Raw genomic sequence first — 14,722 nt, 5'->3', positions numbered from 1 at the left:
CAACGGCCTTGAGTTGGGTTGGTTTTCGGACTGCTCTTTGGTTGCAAAGATTTCAGAGGCATGTAGTTTGGAGACGTCGCGGTGGTCTGCGATCTTTGAGCTCGATTTAGAAGGAGGGCGACTATGAATATTACTTGTCATTTGTTTATCAGCTGCGCTCCTGCTGGCACATCACTCCCCGTGCTAGATAGCTAAGCGTTCTCGATAATTTCCCTCTTTAATTCATCATCCTTCGTGAAGCCTGCTGCTTGAGCCCAATGGTTTAGCGCGGCTGCGTGGTCTTTGGGCTACGTCTCGTCAGGATGTTCAAATTCCCCTGTTTCGGAGGCGATGAAATGTCGGCCCGTTATCCCTTGGACCCGTTCGCTTTGCCGGACCGTCCTGATATTGCCCTTCCTGCGGGTGTCGGCCGCAGGTCGGTTTTTCGCAGTTTGTTGCGCGGCTTCTTGATGCTTGCCGGTTTTGGCCTGGCGAGTGTTGTGATCGCGGTGGTTCTGTTTGTGCCTATCTTGATGAATGAGATCGGGCAAATTGAAACTGTCGTTCAGGGAGGTCGGGCCTTTGAACTCGCTCACTTCCTATCAAGATTGGGCGCGTTGTTTTTTGGAACTTTGGTGTTTGCAGTGGCTTTCATGAGCATTCTTGCCAGCGCAGCTTTGGCTGCAGGGCAGGATGGTCACTGGCGAACGCCTGGGTCTTTAAGCTCTCGGCTTCAGCGCGACGGGCTTAAAGACCATGCAGTGAAGATGGAGGCGACCTATGTTCGCTCGCTTTGAAAACCTGACAGACCCTTTTGCCGAGACAGAACTTGATATGCCACCAAAGGGTTTTGTTGCCTTTTGTTGGTATTACACAAAACCGATTTGGCGGATTTTGGTTCTGGTGTCAGTACTTGGGGCGATGATTGCAGTCCTTGAGGTGACCATATTCACCTTCCTCGGAGATCTGGTGAATTGGCTTTCCGAACAGGATCGTGCGTTCTTTTGGGAGAATAACTGGCCATCTCTGCTTGGCATGGCCGCCGTGCTCCTTGTGGTGTATCCGATTGTTGAAGCGGCTTGGCAGTTGTTGTTTCACCAGGGGCTGATGGGAACCTATCCCATGTCCATCCGCTGGCGGGTTCATCGCTATTTGTTGCGGCAGAGCATTTCATTCTATCAGGATGATTTTGCGGGCCGGATTGCCAACAAGCTGATGCAAACGGCCTTGGCCGTTCGGGAAGTGGTGACCCGGATTGCTGATATTCTTGTCTATGTGTTGGTCTATTTCACTGCAGCTGTATTGGTGGTCAGTTCGGCGAATCCAATTTTTGCCGCGCCTTTCCTGTGCTGGGTGATTGCCTATGTTTTGGTGCTGAGAGTTTTCGTTCCCAAGCTTCGCAAGACGTCGAAGAAACAGGCCGATGCGAGATCTTTCATGACCGGTCATGTAGTCGATGCCTATACCAATATATCGACGGTGAAGCTGTTCTCTCATGCCTCACGTGAGGAGGATTATGCCAAGGGGTCTATGGCAGCGTTTCTCGCCACTGTCTTGCGTCAGATGCGGTTGGTGACGGTGCTCAACATCAGTTTGACTGCGATCAACATGCTGCTTCTGACGTCAGTGGGTGGCCTGTCCATCGTGCTTTGGCAAAATGAAGTTGTGACCACCGGGGATGTTGCCATCGCCGTGGCGTTGGTGCTTCGGTTGCAGGGCATGTCGCAGTGGATCCTCTGGGAAGTCTCAGGACTATTTGAGAACGTCGGCACTGTTCAGGATGGTATCACCACGATTTCCAGAGCGCGGGATGTGTCTGATGTTGAAAATGCGTCGGCCATTACTGTTTCCAAGGGTGAGATCCAGTTTCAGTCTGTGTGTTTTCACTATGGCAAAACAGGCGGGGTCATCGATGATCTCTCCTTGACCATCAAGCCGGGGGAGAAAATCGGCCTGATTGGGCGTTCTGGGGCCGGTAAATCCACAATGGTGAACCTGCTTCTGCGGTTTTATGACTTGGAGAGCGGTAAAATCCTGATTGACGGTCAGGAGATTTCCAATGTGCTTCAAGATGGCCTTCGGGAGAACATCGGCGTCGTGACACAGGACACGTCGCTCTTGCACCGCTCTATTCTGGACAACGTTGCCTATGGTCGGCCTGAAGTCAGCCGTGAAGACGTCAAAGCCGCGCTCCTGAAAGCCCATGCCTTTGAGTTTGTTCAGGAGCTGTCCGACCCGTCTGGCCGCATTGGCCTGGATGCGCACGTCGGTGAGCGGGGTGTCAAACTGTCTGGTGGTCAGCGTCAGCGGATCGCGATTGCGCGGGTTTTGTTGAAAAATGCGCCGATCCTGATTTTGGACGAGGCGACATCCGCGCTTGATTCAGAAGTTGAAAGTGCGATCCAGGACAGTTTGTTCGATTTGATGAAGGGCAAGACAGTCATTGCGATTGCACACCGTTTGTCGACCATATCCGCGATGGACCGTCTGATCGTCATGGACAAGGGGCGAATCATTGAAGAAGGCAGTCATGATGAGCTGTTGAAGCAAAATGGCCTCTATGCGCAGCTTTGGGCCCGACAGTCTGGTGGTTTTCTTGATCCTTCTCCATAAGTCTAAACTCTGACCTAGAAAAATGAGCCGTTGCGCGTGGTTTTCATGCGCAGCGGCTTGCGCCAACTCCTAAAATAAGGTCAGAAAAAGGTCATAGATCGTTTTTTACCTGCGACATTTGTGGTTTGCATCATTTGTCGATCTGGACATGGCGTCCTATCGATGCAAAAAGACGAGCTAATTGAATTGGTGCGGGAACTTGCCGCACCCGTTCAACCTTGAGCCCAGCTTCGTTCTGCCTATCTTTCTGCGTTTGCAGTTGGTCGGCAGACGCGATGTTGGCTTTCGGTATAGGTTGAACAGGTTTCGAGAGGACGCGACCTTGGCACATTCGGATACGGCGGAACCTACTCGCCGCGATTTCCTCTATATAGCGACTGGCGCAATGGGCGCAGTAGGCGCAGGCGCGCTTGTCTGGCCGTTCGTCGATCAGATGAACCCGGACGCTTCAGCATTGGCTCTCGCTTCTATCGAGGTCGATGTTTCTGCCGTGGAAGAGGGGCAGTCGGTCACAGTCAAATGGCGCGGGAAGCCGGTGTTTATCCGTTATCGCACGCCGACAGAGGTCGAAGAGGCAAACAGTGTTCCGGTTGCAGATCTGCCGGATCAAAATGCCAGAAATTCAAATTTGCCAGCGGATGCAGAGGCGACTGATCTCAATCGTTCAGCCGAAGGCAAAGAGCAGTGGTTGATCCAAGTGGGGATTTGTACCCACCTTGGGTGTGTGCCGCTGGGCTCATCCGGTGACTTTGGTGGCTGGTTCTGCCCTTGTCATGGCTCGCACTACGATACCGCTGGTCGTATCCGCAAAGGACCGGCTCCCGAGAATTTGCTCATTCCACCGTATGAGTTCGTGTCTGACACAACGATCTTGATCGGCTAACGGCAGGAATTTGAGGAGACAGCCATGGCTGGACATTCTAACTACGTACCGCAAAGTGCACCGGCAAAGTGGCTTGAAAGCCGCCTTCCGGTCATCTCGCTTGTTCGCGGATCTTTCGTTGACTTCCCAACCCCGAAGAACCTCAACTACTGGTGGACCTTCGGCGGAATTTTGGCCGTCATGCTGATGGCTCAGATCCTCACCGGTATTGTGCTGGCGATGCATTATACACCAAGCACCCTGTTGGCCTTCGACAGTGTGGAACACATCATGCGTGATGTGAACTTTGGCTGGATGCTGCGCTACCTGCACGCCAATGGCGCGTCGATGTTCTTTATCGCGGTCTATATCCATATCTTCCGCGGTCTCTATTACGGTTCATACAAGGCACCGCGCGAAATTTCGTGGATCCTGGGTGTTGTCATCTTCCTGATGATGATGGGCACGGCCTTCATGGGCTACGTTCTTCCATGGGGACAGATGTCTTTCTGGGGCGCAACGGTGATCACGAACCTGTTCTCGGCGATCCCGATTGTTGGCGAAGCCATCCGGACATGGCTGTGGGGCGGTTTTGCTGTCGATAATCCGACGCTGAACCGGTTCTTCTCGCTGCATTATCTGCTGCCGTTCATGATCCTCGGCGTTGTCATCCTGCATGTGTGGGCTTTCCACACGACGGGCAACAACAACCCGACGGGTGTGCAGCCCAAGTCCAAGAAGGACACGCTGCCATTCCATCCGTATTATACAATCAAGGATCTGTTCGCGATCGTGGTCTTCATGATCCTGTTCTCCTGGTTTGCATTCTACGCACCGAACTACATGGGCCACCCGGATAACTATATCGAGGCGAACCCATTGGTTACGCCAGCGCATATTGTTCCTGAATGGTACTTCCTGCCATTCTACGCAATCCTGCGTGCTGTGCCGGACAAGCTCGGTGGTGTTCTTGCCATGTTTGGCGCGATTGCGGTCTTGTTTGTCCTGCCTTGGCTGGATACTTCCAAGGTTCGTTCCGGTTCATACCGTCCATTGTTCAAGCAGTTCTTCTGGATTTTCGCGATCAATGCGCTTGCACTTGGCTACCTCGGTGCAATGCCTGCGGAAGGCGTCTATGTCGTCCTTTCCCGCATCTGCACAATCTATTACTTCGCACATTTCCTGATCATCCTGCCGATGCTCGGGTTCATGGAAAAACCGCTGCCGTTACCAGCCTCCATTTCGGAAGCTGTGCTTAAGGGCGGCTCGGGTACTCCAGCTGGTGCGGTCTCCGCGCCGGGTACCAAGTGAACACGGACGGGATCGGGAGTTTTTCGAAAATGAGCACCATGATCAAAATGGTTCGTGCCCTTACGACGGTCGCAGCAATTGCGGTCGTCACACCAGCCCTGGCTGCTGGTGACGGACCCCATATCGAACGGCATCAGTGGTCTTTCGCTGGTCCTTTCGGGACATTTGAACGCGGTCAGTTGCAACGCGGCTTCAAGGTCTATCAGGAAGTCTGTGCAGCTTGTCACGGCTTGCGTCAGGTGGCTTTCCGGACGTTGGCACAGGACGGTGGACCGAGCTTCAGCGAAGAAGAAGTGAAGTTTCTTGCGGCTGATTATACTGTGATTGACGGACCGAATGACGAAGGCGACATGTATGAGCGCCCCGCTGTTCCGTCCGACAAGTTCCCTTCACCGTTCCCGAACGAGCAGGCTGCTCGTGCATCGAATGGTGGGGCTTATCCGCCTGATTTCTCTCTGCTTGCGAAGGCGCGTGCGGGACACCGTGGTTTCCCGTGGTTCGTCTTTGACGCTTTCACGCAGTATCAGGAACAGGGTGCGGATTATATCTACACACTTCTGACAAGCTATCCGGAAGAGGCTCCTGCCTGTTTTGGCGAAGATTTCTCTGGCAACTATAACCCGGCCTTCCTCGGCGGCTCCGTTACTGAAAAAGCCTGTCAAGATCTTCACCTGACCGGTGGTCCGATTGGTATGGCGAACCCTCTCAGTGATGAGCTGGTTGAGTACACCGATGATACTCCGATGACGGTCGATCAATACGCCAAGGATGTTTCGGCATTCATGATGTGGGCTGCAGAGCCGCATTTGGAACAGCGCAAGAAGACAGGCTTTCGCGTGATGATCTTCCTGATTGTCTTCGCTGGTCTGCTCTACTTCACTAAAAAGAAGCTATGGCGCAACGTTGAGCATTAAGCTCTTTTGTTGACTGAAATTTTGAAAGGCCGCTGGGAAACTGGTGGCCTTTTTCTTTTGAAATGGGTGGATTCAAAGTCGGTTCCTGTTTGACAGCCGCGATAAAACCCCGGCTAATCCGCTTGGATAAAATCGGAGATACAGATGTTGAAATCGGTACTTGGTGTGGTTGGCGGCTCCGGCATCTATGATCTTCCCGGTCTTGAGAATGCACAATGGATCGCCGTCGAAAGCCCTTGGGGTCAACCATCCGATAGCGTGCGCATCGGGTATATCGGCGAACTCAAGGTGGTGTTCTTGCCGCGTCACGGGCGTGGGCACGTTTACGCCCCTTCGGATATCAATTATCGCGCCAATATTGACGTTTTGAAGCGCTGCGGCGTTACGGACCTGGTGTCTGTTTCAGCTTGTGGATCTTTGAAAGAAGAGTTGGCTCCTGGTACGTTTGTTCTGGTTGATCAATTTATTGACCGGACGTTTGCACGCGAGAAAAGCTTTTTCGGGCAGGGCTGTGTTGCCCATGTCTCGATGGCCTATCCGGTGAGCCCGGAGCTGGTGGACCGCGTCGAGGATGCAGCCAAGGCTGAAGACCTCAGCTACAGCCGGGGTGGGACTTATCTTGCCATGGAGGGGCCGCAGTTCTCATCGCTGGCGGAAAGCCAGCTCTATCGTTCCTGGGGCTGTGATGTGATCGGCATGACGAATATGCCAGAGGCAAAATTGGCTCGGGAAGCTGAGATTTGCTATTCGTCTGTGGCCATGATTACTGACTATGACAGTTGGCACCCCGATCACGGCGAAGTCGACATCCAGGCAATCCTCAAGGTTGTGCATGACAATGCAAGCAATGCGCAAAGCCTTGTCGCCCGGATTGCCCGAGATTTTCCTGTTGAGCGTAATGCTTGTCCAATCGGGTCCGACAAAGCGCTTGAGTTCGCGATCATGACGGTCCCGGAGGCAAGGGATGCGGAGCTGTTGTCCCGCCTGGATGCTGTTGCCGGCCGGGTTCTTAAATCCTGAGACCGCCCTACCTCAATCCAATTCTAAGTTAAGACTGAAAGACAAAAACGATGACCGACAAGAGTGTTCAGGACGAACTGAAAGAAGCAATTCGGACCATTCCGAATTACCCCAAGGATGGGATCATCTTCCGCGATATCACCACGCTCCTGGGCAACGCCCGGGCTTTCCGGCGCGCCGTAGATGCTTTGGTTCAGCCGTGGGCTGGATCCAAGGTTGATCAGATCGCAGGCATAGAAGCGCGCGGTTTTATTCTTGGCGGGGCTGTGGCGCATCAGTTGTCGGCTGGCTTCGTACCGATCCGCAAGAAAGGAAAGCTTCCTTTTGAAACGGTTACGATCGCTTATTCTTTGGAATACGGGCTGGATGAGATGGAGATGCACAGGGACGCCATCAAGCCTGGCGACAAAGTCATTGTTGTTGATGATCTGATTGCGACTGGCGGCACAGCAGAGGCTGCCTGTAAGCTCCTGCAGTCGATGGGCGCTGACATCGTGGCGGCATGTTTCATTGTTGATCTGCCTGACCTTGGTGGTCGGGCGAAACTTGAGGCGCTGAATGTGCCTGTTCGGACACTCGTCGACTTTCCAGGTCACTGAGTGATGAAGAACGCTTCGTTGACATTACCTCCAGTTTTCGACGAAGCCTTTCGATCTCAATTTGAAGAGCTTCTGCTCTGGCGCCGAGATGTTCGGCGGTTTCGGCAAGATCCGTTGCCTGAGGGGCTTCTCGACAAGCTGCTGGTCTGCGCAGATCAGGCCCCTTCCGTTGGCAACAGCCAGCCTTGGCGGTTTGTATGTGTTGAAAGCAAGGAAGCGCGTGCTGCGGTTCTGAAAAACTTCGAAACTGAGAACCGAACAGCTTTGGAGAGTTACAGCGACGCGGAGGCCGGCCATTATGCGCAACTCAAGCTCGCAGGATTGAAAGAAGCGCCCGTCCATCTGGCCGTTTTCTGTGATGACAAGACACTGCAAGGCCATGGGCTTGGCCGGGCGACGATGCCGGAAACCCTGGCCTATTCCGTTGTTGGCATGATCCAGACGCTTTGGTTGTCCGCCCGCGCCCATGGAATCGGTCTTGGATGGGTGTCTATCCTTGATCCCGCGCGTCTCTGCGCAGACCTTGAGGCTGAAGAGGGCTGGCAGTTTATTGCCTATCTCTGCCTGGGATATCCTGAGGAAGAACACGTGGACCCTGAGTTGGTGCGCTATGGCTGGCAGGAGAAAACCGACTTGGAGATGCGGATTTTTCTTAAATAGACCGTCGGACCTGTATGTTTTGTCGACTTTGCGGCTGTCTATTCAAATGTGCTGATGCAACTTTACCGTTTCGCAATATAGTTCTGGCTGGCTATGATAACGCTATTCAGAGAACGGGACGTAATTTCCATGGACTGATGCAGAAGGAATAATTCGTGAGCGTGGAAATCAGACAGATCCAAGATGAAGATCATGTTGCGGTGCGCCAACTGCTTGTGGAACGCTGGACAGGCCCAGAAATCATGCTGGATGACCAAACGGTAGATGCATCCCGGTTGCCCGGTTATGTCGCTGTTGTGGGCGATGAATTCGCCGGTCTTGTGACAGTGATAAAACGAGAAGGCGAATGGGAAATCCTGACACTGGATTCTCTCAACCGTTGGGCTGGAACGGGAACGCTACTTCTGGATGCGGTGGTCAAGGAAGCGCGGGAAACGGATGTACCGCGACTGACTGTTCGCACATCGAACGATAACCTCGATGCCTTCCGGTTTTACCAACGCCGCGGATTTCGGATGGAGCGTGTTGCTCAGGGCGTAATCGACAGGGAACGAGAGCAGAAGCCTGAAATTCCTGTTAGAGGCGATCACGGAATTCCAATCCATGATGAGGTTCTGTTTGCCCGCGCACTTTAAGTGCCGCGGGCATGTCAATAATTTATGATCACAATCGTCTTTGTTTCAAAGAACGTGAGCCCCGCCTTTCAGCGCGGGGATCTTTGGACAAAGACATTGCTCTTGAAGGAAAATACGGTTTCCCCGTTTTGGTTCGTTCCGTGGTTTTCACCATGAACAATGCCCCAATCCGGGCGGCTACGACTTTCAGTTTTGCCGGACACGCAACGCTTGTATGAAATGGTGTCGCCCGCAAATACCGGAAGACGCCATTTCAACTCTTCCAGTCCAGGGGATGGACCAATCAATGCGATTGGCGCGCCGCGCTGCCTTGCCGCTCTCTCGATTTCCTGGTTTTTCAGAACCAGCAGGCGCATGTAAATCGAAGCTGTATGCCAACCCGATGCGCAAAGCCGACCAAAATGGGTTTGTTGCGCCGCCTCCTCACTCAGATGGTAGGGCTGCGGGTCAAATTTTTCAGCGTAGCGTATGATTTCTTCAGGGCTGAAGGTGTGCACACCGATGTCGAGAACATCGCCTATACAGATGTCTTCGAAAAATTGTGTCATACGGCCTCTCCGCGCAATGTGAACATTGCGGGATTGTTGTAGGTCATGACAACCGCGCCTGTTTGGTTTCGGGTTTCCAGCGCCATGTTGATCATGCCGAAGCCTGGCCGGGACTTCAGAAGCCGTGCTGAAGTGATTTCCATCCGAACAGCCAATGTATCGCCGGCCAAAACGGGTTTTCTCCAGACCAGCTTGTCGACGCCGGGCGAGCCTTGGCAGGAACTATTGTTCAGAAATCCGAGTGCGAGAAGTCTCATTGTGATGGAAGCAGTGTGCCAACCAGAGGCCGCCAACCCACCTAGAATGGATGCCTTGCCCGCGGTCTCATCAAGATGAAATGGTTGGGGGTCAAATTCGTTTGCGAACTCGATAATCTCGGCCTTTGTTACCGTGTAGGTTCCGAGTTCGAAAAATTGCCCGGGTTCCAGGTCTTCAAAGAAATAGCGTGTCATCATACTCGAATCCTAATGAATATATTGCTCGTCTGCTAGGTTTTTTATTAGCGATTAATTGAGAAGCCCTCTTGAAATCGATCTACTGACGACGACTGAGTATTTCTTTTTTGCCGTATATTTTGCAATGCAGCAAAGTCCGGCCTATGATGGTTTAGTCCCGCCTGCCGTTCCTTCGGCTCGTTTTTAATTTCCTGATTTTTGGAGCTTTTTATGTCTGCCGTTGCGCCGCTTGAAACTGCTGAGTCCATTTCTGATATCGCCTTTGCCTTCATGGGGTCGAAGGCTCTTTTTGCGGCACTTCACGTAGGCTTGTTCTCTGCGCTTTCTGAAAAGACACTGACTGCCGAGCAACTCGCTAGGGCAACTGAACTTGAAGTTGATCGTGTCACCACACTCCTGACTGCCTTGACCGTTTTGGGTCTTGTGCGGCGAGATGGATCTGGCTTTGCAAATTCGTCGGCTGCCGAGGCCTATCTGGTGAAGGGGAGGAAATATGATTTTGGTGACTATCTGCGTTTTCAGATCGACAAGCAGATGTATCCGTTCCTGACGCAACTGAATGAAGCGATCACCGGGACGCTGAAACCTGATCAGGTGTCTTCATATGCAGAATGGTTCTCGGATCCAGAGCAGGCGCGGCTTTACTCCAAATCGCAGCATGCAGGCTCTCTTGGGCCAGGGCGTGGGCTGGCAAAGATGGTTGACCTGTCGAATGCGCGGACACTTCTGGATGTCGGTGGTGGAACAGGGGCTTTTTCTATCTCCTTGTGCAAGGCCTATGGAGATCTCAAGTCGACGATTCTCGATTTTCCCAATGTCGCGGTGGTTGGCCGTGAGTTTATCGCCGAAGCGGAATTGTCAGAGCGTATTTCTTACCAGCCAGGCAATGCGCTTGAAGACACGTGGCCCCAGAAGACGGATGTCGTGTTGATGTCCTATCTGTTTTCCGGCGTGCCTGGGGATGAAATCGCCGGTCTTGTTCGCAAAGCCAAGGAAACCCTGACGCCAGGCGGGCGCTTTGTTGTTCATGACTTTATGGTCGATGAAAACCGTGAGGGGCCGAAATTGGCAGCCCTCTGGCAATTGCAGCACACAGCTTTCAATCCCAAGGCACGGTCGATCACGTCAAGCTATGTCAGGGATCTGATGGAAGCTGCTGGTTTTGAGAACATTGAAGTGGGTGAGATGATCCCCGGAATGACCATGTTGGTCCATGCGACCAAGCCTGCGTGATCATTGAGCTCGTTTAAGAGAATAATCTGCGGGTGCGCTTTTTTGTAAGCTCACCCGCATAATTTGATTAAATGATTTAAAGACACAGAGTCGGTCTCTTATTTATCGACGTACTGACGCCAGTCGTGTTCTTCCTTGAAGCCGAGGACGTCTCGAATTTTCTTGTTGGAGAACAAGGCTTCGTTGTCACCAAGCTCTCGGCTGAGAGGGACATTCGGGAAGAAGCGCTTCAGAATTTCCGAATTGGGCATGTCGACCGAATTGGTGTCGTTTCCTGCATTGAACACCTGATATCCGAGACCATCCTTTTCGAGACAGCGATCGACGATCTGGCCCAGATCACGAGCGTCGATGTAGCAGAAAATGTTGCGGCGGCGCTGTGCCGGGTTTGCGCAGAAATCGCGGAAGCGACCGTACTCATGCGGTTCAATGACATTGCCGATCCGCAGGGCGTAAATATCAGCTTCAGAGCGGCGCTGGAACGAACGGGCTGTCTTTTCATTGACGACTTTTGACAGGCCGTAGCTGTCCATTGGATTGACGTCGTAATCTTCTTCAACGGGCAGCACATCCGGGTCGGCGATACCATCGGCAAAACACACCCCATAGGTGGTTTCTGAGGAGGCTATGACGATCTTCTTTATGCCGAGCTTAACGGCGGCTTCAATGACGTTGTAGGTGCCCATCGTATTGGTCTCGAACGTCTTGTTGTCCGGGTTGATCAGGATGCGAGGCACGGCGGCAAAATGAACAACAGCATCAAAAGATGGAACTCCTGTCCCTGGCTCCAATTCTGAGAAATTGGCATAGCTCGTCATTACATTGAACATTTCGCCGGACTGGGTGATGTCTGCAATGAGGTTGTCGACGCCGGGGTGGTCTAGCGGCTTGAGGTCAACATTGACCACTTGGTGGCCACGTTCGAGCAGATAGGGAATGACATGCCGTCCAGCCTTTCCCGTGCCTCCAGTGAAGAGAATTCGTTTTGAAGTGTTGGTCTCGTTTTTGGTGTCCATGGCGTTTCCCCTTGTTCGTTTGTGGGACATCATGGCCAATTTTCCAGGTGATGTCAGCGGTGCGGACCGGCGAAGCTTGGAAAAACTCTTGTGATGCGTGTGCTAAAGGCATGTGGAGGCAGGCTCTTGGCTGAGTGTTTTGGCCCGCAGGTCCTAAAGCGGCCAGAAAACCAGGATTGCTGGCAATGACACGCAAAGAACCAGAAGCTCCAGTGGCAGCCCCATGCGCCAATAGTCACCAAAACGGTATCCGCCGGGGCCCATGATGATAGTGTTGTTCTTGTGCCCGATCGGGGTCAGGAATGCACAGGAGGCCGCGACAGCGACACCCATCAAAAATGGGTCCGGATTGGCATCAAGGGCTTTGGCTATCTGCATCCCGATTGGAGCAGCGATCAGAACCGTTGCCACATTGTTCAGGAAATCAGACAGCGTCATTGTGACGATCATAAGTACGGCAAGGGCAACCCAAACCGGGTATCCGTCCGTAAGGGATACGATGTTGGAGGCGATCAGTTGGGCGCTGCCAGATGATTCAAAGGCCTGTCCCAATGGTATGAGCGAGCCGAGCAGAACGATGACCTTCCATTCGACGGCCTCATAAACTTCTGCCCCGCCAATTAGCCCGGATACGGCATAGACGAGAACACAGGCCGCCAGCGCTATTGGAAGATAGACCAAGCCCGAAACAGCTGCAGCAATGGCCAGCGCGAATGCGCCGATGGATAACAGCGCCTTGTTTCGCTGAATGACGCCTGTCCGTTTGCCTTCGAGTGGCAGGACGCCAAGCCAGTTGATTGCAGCTTCCAGCCTTTCAGAAGATCCAAGCAACAACAGGACGTCGCCGGTTTGCAGGGTCAAATGACGGACCCGGGCGTGCAGGCGTCTGCCTTGCCTGGACACCCCGAGCAGTGTGACGCCATGGCCATGCAGCAGGCTTAAATCGAATGAACTGTGCCCGACAATTCTGGCGCTGTCGGGCACAATGGCTTCGCTGAGTGCCAAGCTGCCGCCAGTCAGGCCGGGTTTGTGCTTTTCCGATCCTGCGAAGTCCAGCTTTGCGGCCCCCATGAAGGCTTCTATGCCTTTGGGCTCGCCTTCGACGACGAGGAAGTCGCCAGGTAATACCTGTTCGCGGCGGGCAAAGCCCCGCAGGCGACGGCCATGGCGAATGAGACCCAGGATATTGACGTCTTTTTCGTCTGCTATCGGATAGAGATCGGCGACTGTGGTTTCGTTTTCCTTGGCGTCGTCGCCAACTCGCAGTTCTGCAACATAAAGGCTAGAAACTGGATCTTCATCTGTCGGCTTTTGGCTAAGTCGTGCAGGCAGCAGACGCCACCCGATCAGGGCTACGAAGAGGATGCCAGTGGTCGCCACCACAAGACCGACCGGGGCGAAGGCGAACATAGTGAAGGGCTCGCCGAGGGCCTCCTGTCGATACTGGGCGATGACAATATTGGGCGGCGTTCCAATCAGCGTGATCATTCCGCCGAGTATTGTTGCAAAGGACAGGGGCATGAGCGACAGGCCGATGGCGCGCCCTGCCTTCCGGGCAGCCTCCATGTCCAAGGGCATGAGAAGGGCAAGCGCAGCAACATTGTTAATAATCGCGGACAGCGCAGCCCCAACAACCGCCATGACCCCGATATGGCGTGACAGACCGGCAGAAGCTGAAAGAACGTATCTGGCTGTAAACTCGATGGCACCGGAGTTCATCAGGCCACGTGAGACAATCAAAACAAGTGCGATGATGATGACTGCTGGATGCCCAAAGCCTGAAAAGACCTGATCCGTTGGGACCAAGCCAAGAAGGGTGGCCACCACCAGGGCTGCGAAAGCGAGAAGGTCGTAGCGGATCCTGCCCCAGATCAGCAATGCAAAGAGAGTACCGAGCAGAATGAACAGTGCGGTTTGGTCAAATGTCACTAGAAACCACTCCTGCGGGACCGAATCTTGACTACTGGAAGGCCCTGACCATAAGTCAGATAATAAGCAGACGTCGAGGTCATTGACGACGCTGCGTCAAAATAAGTCTTGTGCTGCGAGCCTATCAGGACACGGTGACAGTCAATGTCTCAAAGCCTTCGATGTGGGCTTCCATTACGTCACCTTTCTGGACTGGGCCGACACCGGAGGGTGTTCCTGTCAGGATCACGTCGCCGGCTGAAAGGGTGAAGTAGTCCGACAGATAAGAAATCATCTCAGGCACCTTCCATATCATCTGATCGAGATCACCGAGCTGACGCTCCGTTCCATTGACAAGGAGTTGGATTTTGCCTTTTGACGGATGACCGATGACACTGGACGGAACGATGGGGGCAATGGGGGCTGAGCGTTCGAACGCTTTTGCAACATCCCAGGGACGCCCTGCCTTTTTTGCTTCTGCTTGACGGTCACGGCGGGTCATATCGAGCGCGACGGCATAGCCATAGACATGGCCAAGGGCCTTATCGACAGGAATGTTTGTTCCACCCGTTTTCAAGGCGACGGCCAGTTCAATCTCGTGGTGAACATGGACAGATTGAGCTGGGTAGGGAAAATCGCCTGAAGGGTCCAGATTGTCCGGGTTCTTTTGAAAAAAGAACGGAGGATCCCGGTCCGGGTCATGTCCCATCTCGATGGCATGGGCCGCGTAATTGCGTCCGATGCAATAGACCCGCCTTACCGGAAATGTGTTTTGGGTGCCGCTGACAGGAAGGACTGGAGTATTTGGGGGCGTAATAACGTGCTTCAAGGAGATTTCCTGCGTTTCATTTGTTTGTATTTTGACTTGGTAGCTCAGTATAAATACATTTGAGTTGCAGGGAAATTATCATTTTATATTGCTCTGCAACACGGTTTTGTTGAAGATATGTAGTGATAAATAGTAATCAT

General features: G+C 53.1%; 15 protein-coding genes. 10 read left to right on the top strand and 5 right to left on the bottom strand.

Translation table 11 applies throughout. The features are described from left to right. Positions 1-335 precede the first annotated feature (335 nt). The 9 genes from V6575_RS01265 to V6575_RS01225 all read left to right on the top strand — a co-directional run bounded on the left by V6575_RS01265 (position 336) and on the right by V6575_RS01225 (position 8,593). Complete coding sequence (locus V6575_RS01265) at positions 336-776, top strand: hypothetical protein (protein ID WP_340272180.1); 441 nt, start codon at positions 336-338, stop codon at positions 774-776. Further along, complete coding sequence (locus V6575_RS01260) at positions 760-2,592, top strand: ABC transporter ATP-binding protein (protein WP_340272179.1); 1,833 nt, start codon at positions 760-762, stop codon at positions 2,590-2,592. The genes V6575_RS01265 and V6575_RS01260 overlap by 17 nt, the downstream gene beginning before the upstream one ends. 322 nt (positions 2,593-2,914) lie before the next feature. Then, positions 2,915-3,475, top strand: a complete 561-nt coding sequence (petA, locus tag V6575_RS01255) for a ubiquinol-cytochrome c reductase iron-sulfur subunit (protein ID WP_340272178.1) — start codon at positions 2,915-2,917, stop codon at positions 3,473-3,475. A gap of 24 nt (positions 3,476-3,499) precedes the next feature. Then, positions 3,500-4,765 (top strand): cytochrome b, encoded by a 1,266-nt coding sequence (locus tag V6575_RS01250; RefSeq protein WP_340272177.1) that lies wholly within the window; start codon positions 3,500-3,502, stop codon positions 4,763-4,765. 29 nt (positions 4,766-4,794) lie between these two features. After that, positions 4,795-5,679, top strand: coding sequence for a cytochrome c1 (locus tag V6575_RS01245; protein WP_340272175.1), 885 nt, complete (start codon positions 4,795-4,797; stop codon positions 5,677-5,679). A 144-nt stretch (positions 5,680-5,823) separates the two neighbouring features. Continuing rightward, the gene (locus tag V6575_RS01240) at positions 5,824-6,699 is read left to right on the top strand and encodes an S-methyl-5'-thioadenosine phosphorylase (RefSeq protein WP_340272174.1); all 876 of its coding nucleotides are present in this window, start codon (positions 5,824-5,826) and stop codon (positions 6,697-6,699) included. Positions 6,700-6,749: 50 nt separating this feature from the next. Continuing rightward, a complete protein-coding gene (locus V6575_RS01235) occupies positions 6,750-7,298 on the top strand; it encodes an adenine phosphoribosyltransferase (RefSeq protein WP_340272173.1) in 549 nt (182 codons plus the stop codon). A gap of 3 nt (positions 7,299-7,301) precedes the next feature. Continuing rightward, positions 7,302-7,958, top strand: a complete 657-nt coding sequence (gene bluB, locus V6575_RS01230; protein WP_340272172.1) for a 5,6-dimethylbenzimidazole synthase — start codon at positions 7,302-7,304, stop codon at positions 7,956-7,958. Between the two features lie 155 nt (positions 7,959-8,113). Then, a complete protein-coding gene (locus tag V6575_RS01225) occupies positions 8,114-8,593 on the top strand; it encodes a GNAT family N-acetyltransferase (protein WP_340272171.1) in 480 nt (159 codons plus the stop codon). Between the two features lie 68 nt (positions 8,594-8,661). On the opposite strand, the gene V6575_RS01220 is transcribed toward V6575_RS01225, so the two are convergent. Both V6575_RS01220 and V6575_RS01215 read right to left on the bottom strand, forming a co-directional pair. Further along, entirely contained in the window at positions 8,662-9,141 is a 480-nt protein-coding gene (locus V6575_RS01220) for a MaoC family dehydratase (RefSeq protein WP_340272170.1), read from the bottom strand. Then, the gene (locus V6575_RS01215) at positions 9,138-9,593 is read right to left on the bottom strand and encodes a MaoC family dehydratase (protein ID WP_422785510.1); all 456 of its coding nucleotides are present in this window, start codon (positions 9,591-9,593) and stop codon (positions 9,138-9,140) included. Before V6575_RS01215 ends, V6575_RS01220 begins: the two co-directional genes overlap by 4 nt. A gap of 213 nt (positions 9,594-9,806) precedes the next feature. Between V6575_RS01215 and V6575_RS01210 the strand changes: the two genes are divergently transcribed. Beyond that, on the top strand, positions 9,807-10,829 hold the full coding sequence (locus tag V6575_RS01210) for a methyltransferase (protein ID WP_340272168.1): 1,023 nt from the start codon (positions 9,807-9,809) through the stop codon (positions 10,827-10,829). A gap of 98 nt (positions 10,830-10,927) precedes the next feature. Here V6575_RS01210 and V6575_RS01205 read toward each other — a convergent pair whose 3' ends face one another. The 3 genes from V6575_RS01205 to V6575_RS01195 form a co-directional block, all read right to left on the bottom strand. Then, on the bottom strand, positions 10,928-11,845 hold the full coding sequence (locus tag V6575_RS01205) for an NAD-dependent epimerase/dehydratase family protein (protein ID WP_340272167.1): 918 nt from the start codon (positions 11,843-11,845) through the stop codon (positions 10,928-10,930). Between the two features lie 153 nt (positions 11,846-11,998). Then, positions 11,999-13,774, bottom strand: a complete 1,776-nt coding sequence (locus V6575_RS01200) for an SLC13 family permease (RefSeq protein WP_340272166.1) — start codon at positions 13,772-13,774, stop codon at positions 11,999-12,001. Positions 13,775-13,898: 124 nt separating this feature from the next. Continuing rightward, positions 13,899-14,582: a fumarylacetoacetate hydrolase family protein gene (locus V6575_RS01195; protein WP_340272165.1), complete on the bottom strand. Its 684-nt coding sequence runs from the start codon at positions 14,580-14,582 to the stop codon at positions 13,899-13,901. Between the last annotated feature and the right edge of the window lie 140 nt (positions 14,583-14,722).

Origin of the sequence: Roseibium algae (assembly GCF_037783265.1) — a bacterium.
Classification (GTDB): domain Bacteria; phylum Pseudomonadota; class Alphaproteobacteria; order Rhizobiales; family Stappiaceae; genus Roseibium; species Roseibium algae.
Note: the sequence above shows the minus strand (reverse complement) of the source record. Positions and strands in the feature narration are given on the sequence as shown.

What these genes read in the sequence shown, in the direction of transcription:
- V6575_RS01215 (WP_422785510.1), bottom strand. Translation starts at nt 9,593, where the DNA reads ATGACACGCTATTTCTTTGAAGACCTGGAACCCGGGCAATTTTTCGAA.
- V6575_RS01250 (WP_340272177.1), top strand. Translation starts at nt 3,500, where the DNA reads ATGGCTGGACATTCTAACTACGTACCGCAAAGTGCACCGGCAAAGTGG.
- V6575_RS01205 (WP_340272167.1), bottom strand. Translation starts at nt 11,845, where the DNA reads ATGGACACCAAAAACGAGACCAACACTTCAAAACGAATTCTCTTCACT.
- V6575_RS01265 (WP_340272180.1), top strand. Translation starts at nt 336, where the DNA reads ATGTCGGCCCGTTATCCCTTGGACCCGTTCGCTTTGCCGGACCGTCCT.
- V6575_RS01260 (WP_340272179.1), top strand. Translation starts at nt 760, where the DNA reads ATGTTCGCTCGCTTTGAAAACCTGACAGACCCTTTTGCCGAGACAGAA.
- V6575_RS01245 (WP_340272175.1), top strand. Translation starts at nt 4,795, where the DNA reads ATGAGCACCATGATCAAAATGGTTCGTGCCCTTACGACGGTCGCAGCA.
- bluB (WP_340272172.1), top strand. Translation starts at nt 7,302, where the DNA reads ATGAAGAACGCTTCGTTGACATTACCTCCAGTTTTCGACGAAGCCTTT.
- V6575_RS01235 (WP_340272173.1), top strand. Translation starts at nt 6,750, where the DNA reads ATGACCGACAAGAGTGTTCAGGACGAACTGAAAGAAGCAATTCGGACC.
- V6575_RS01240 (WP_340272174.1), top strand. Translation starts at nt 5,824, where the DNA reads ATGTTGAAATCGGTACTTGGTGTGGTTGGCGGCTCCGGCATCTATGAT.
- V6575_RS01210 (WP_340272168.1), top strand. Translation starts at nt 9,807, where the DNA reads ATGTCTGCCGTTGCGCCGCTTGAAACTGCTGAGTCCATTTCTGATATC.
- V6575_RS01220 (WP_340272170.1), bottom strand. Translation starts at nt 9,141, where the DNA reads ATGACACAATTTTTCGAAGACATCTGTATAGGCGATGTTCTCGACATC.